The sequence below is a fragment of the Novosphingobium colocasiae genome, from assembly GCF_014652555.1.
GTDB lineage: Bacteria > Pseudomonadota > Alphaproteobacteria > Sphingomonadales > Sphingomonadaceae > Novosphingobium > Novosphingobium colocasiae.
The window spans coordinates 1-3,018 of sequence record NZ_BMZA01000045.1 but is presented as its reverse complement, the minus strand read 5'-3'; the positions used below and the strand labels follow the sequence as shown (position 1 = coordinate 3,018).

Genomic DNA, 3,018 nt, shown 5'->3' with positions numbered 1-3,018 from the left:
GCCGGAACGAAAGAGTCCGGTTGGGGATTCCCACCGGCTTGCTGGCGTGTCAGTCTCGGAGGATGCGTGATGGGATCAGCTTCACCGTTTCGGCCTCCGACCGTCAACGCCTGCACGACATCGTGTCGGCGCCCTTGAGTCCACAGAAACATGTCTGGCGCGCCCGTATCGTTCTTTTGAGCAGCGACGGCCTGGGCACCTCGGCGATTATGACGGCAACAGGAAAGTCGAAGACCTGCGTGTGGCGCTGGCAGGAGCGTTTCATGCACGAAGGCGTCGATGGCCTGCTCCGCGACAAGTCCCGTCCGCCCGGCAAGGCGCCGGTATTGCCCAAGCGCGTGGCCGAAATTGTCCGGCTTACGCAGGAACCGCCGCCGCATGAGGCAACCCACTGGACGGCGCGCGCGATGGCCAAAGCGGTCGGGCTCGCCGTTTCGACAGTGCAGTCGATCTGGAAGGCGCATGGGCTTGCTCCGCATCGCTGGCGCAGCTTCAAGCTGTCGAACGATCCGGCTTTCGCCGAAAAGCTCACCGAGATCGTCGGCCTCTATGTCGATCCCCCCGCCCATGCGGTGGTCCTGTCGATCGACGAGAAATCGCAGATACAGGCGCTCGACCGCACCCAGCCCGGTCTGCCGATGAAGAAGGGCCGCGCCGGTACCCTGACCCATGACTACAAGCGCCACGGCACGACCACGCTGTTCGCTGCGCTCAACGTGCTCGACGGAACCGTGATAGGGCAGAACATGCAGCGCCACCGCCACCAGGAGTTCATCCGCTTCCTCAATCGGATCGAGCGTGAAGTACCCAAGGGCAAGGCGATCCACGTGATCCTCGACAACTATGCCGCACACAAGAAGGACAAGGTCCAGGAGTGGCTCGCCCGCCATCCGCGCTGGACTTTCCACTTCACGCCGACATCTTCCTCATGGCTCAATGCCGTCGAGGGCTTCTTCGCAAAGCTGACCAGGCGGCGCCTTAAGCACGGCGTCTTCCACTCCGTCGTCGACCTCCAGGCCGCCATTAACCGGTTCATCCGGGAGTACAACGCCGACAACCCCAAGCCCTTCATCTGGAAGGCCAATCCGGACGAAATCATCGCGGCTCGAAATCGAGGGTTCCAAACGTTGGAGTCAATCCACTAGGTGTTTAGGCCCGGCGTATGGTGGTATGGCTTGCCACTAATGCCTGCGCAACGAAAACCTTAAACAAACATATCATTCAATCCGCGAGACGATTGAATACAGCAATTAAATTAATTACAAGACTGTACCTGCAGGCGGTACCACCTTGAATGACACGTTGGAACGGTCGCTCCCATCCTGGACCTCTCTGAGTTGACGGATGAAGACGCGGTCAGCAATGGTATAAATCGGCCGATCTCCTGCAGTATGCGCCCTAATCGACAAGCATTCCGGCTTGCGCTGTCATGCCTCCATCGACAATAAACTCCGCTCCTGTGATGTAACGGGCCTCGTCGGTGGCTAGAAATAGGATTGTCATGGCGATATCGACCGGTTCACCACGGCGCTTCAGGGGGACTGAACGCGCCATGCGTTCGATCTGTTTAGGCGTCATCGTTTCATCCTGCATGGCTGTAGCAATTAGCCCGGGATGAACCGAATTTACGGTAATGCCCATCGGTGCTAGCTCCAATGCCATAGCCTTCGTCAAAAGGCGCAGCCCCCCTTTACTGGCACTGTATGCCGCACAGCCGGCGACGCCGACAACACCGGCAATGGATGATACGTTAATGATGGCCCCGCCTTTGCCAAAGTTTTGCATAGCCCGGACAACAGCTTGCGTACCGCAGAAGGGGGCTGTCAAATTCACTTCGATCTGACGATTCCACTCAGACAGGGACACACCTGTGCTCACATTGGGAATAGCGATCCCGGCGTTATTGACCAACACATCGATGGTTCCGAAGCGTTCAATCGTTGTCGCGACCAGTTCCTCCCAGCTATTGACGTTCGTGACATCCTGAGCGAAGCCTATCGCATTGGAGCCGATCTCACGAGAACGGGCAGCCACCTCGTCCTCATCCAAATCTGTGAGAACGACCCTCGCGCCTTCTTTCGCCAGCGCGACAGCGGTTGCAAAACCGATACCCCGAAGCGAGCCAGCACCTGAAACAATTGCAACCTTATCCTTCATTCTTTGCACGACTTAGCTCCTTGGATTAGACCGGCCCCGCTGAGTGGTCTGTGGTGATTACTAGTCCAGACCGCCTCCGGCCCCAAGGGCTATCCGCAGGTGGAGCGTAGCGGTACCGGCGGCCATGGCGGCGTCGCTATTTCTGGGGCCGTTGGGCGATGCCTCATGACCTGCTCCGGAAATCCGTTCGTAAGTTAGCTCGTCAGATGGCGACGAGCGATGCGACGTTCTACACTTTAACCTGTTTTATTCACGGAGGCGGGTGATAGGGTTGGCGGGAGTGGCGTAAGCGATTGCTTTTCAGTAGGAAAATGGGTGTCTAGACCAGTCCTGCAGCGAGGCAATTTATGCCACGGACCACACCCGCCGTGAGCGATGATAGCGCACCGGGATTTTCGTTTCCAGCGGTTGGCGGGAAGAAGATCACAGCCGCGTTCGACGGTGGCCGGCTGACCTCGGACGGCGGCGTTCTGCTGCTGGCGCAAGCCGAGCGAGCGATGGGAATTTGCCGGAGGCTTGCGGCTTGCATCGCTGATCCGCGTGACCCGGCGCGGGTGACCCATCGCCTTGATGATATCCTGCGCGCCCGGGTATTCGCGATCACGTGTGGCTATGAGGATGCTGACGATCTCGACGCCCTGCGCGACGATCCGGGGTTCCGCCTGGCACTGGGCAAGTTGCCGGGATCGGGCGCGGGGCTTGCGAGCCAACCGACGATGAGCCGCTGGGAGAATGCACCGACCACGCGCGAACTGGCCCGGATGATGGCCGCGATGATCGGCGTCTACTGTGCCAGCTATCCAGTCCCACCGGCGGCGGTGACGCTGGACATCGATGATACCTGCGATGTCGTGCACGGCT

3 protein-coding genes are annotated in these 3,018 nt (G+C 59.3%); 2 read left to right on the top strand and 1 reads right to left on the bottom strand.

Going from position 1 to position 3,018, the window contains the following annotated elements; translation table 11 throughout:
* Positions 1–62: 62 nt before the first annotated feature.
* The gene (locus IE122_RS18005) at positions 63–1,145 is read left to right on the top strand and encodes an IS630 family transposase (protein WP_189622609.1); all 1,083 of its coding nucleotides are present in this window, start codon (positions 63–65) and stop codon (positions 1,143–1,145) included.
* A gap of 253 nt (positions 1,146–1,398) precedes the next feature.
* Here IE122_RS18005 and IE122_RS18000 read toward each other — a convergent pair whose 3' ends face one another.
* Positions 1,399–2,157, bottom strand: a complete 759-nt coding sequence (locus IE122_RS18000; RefSeq protein WP_229814389.1) for an SDR family NAD(P)-dependent oxidoreductase — start codon at positions 2,155–2,157, stop codon at positions 1,399–1,401.
* A 347-nt stretch (positions 2,158–2,504) separates the two neighbouring features.
* Between IE122_RS18000 and IE122_RS17995 the strand changes: the two genes are divergently transcribed.
* Positions 2,505–3,018: transposase (locus tag IE122_RS17995; protein ID WP_189622607.1), on the top strand; the 514-nt coding region annotated here is incomplete at its 3' end.

What these genes read in the sequence shown, in the direction of transcription:
- IE122_RS18005 (WP_189622609.1), top strand. Translation starts at nt 63, where the DNA reads ATGCGTGATGGGATCAGCTTCACCGTTTCGGCCTCCGACCGTCAACGC.
- IE122_RS18000 (WP_229814389.1), bottom strand. Translation starts at nt 2,157, where the DNA reads ATGAAGGATAAGGTTGCAATTGTTTCAGGTGCTGGCTCGCTTCGGGGT.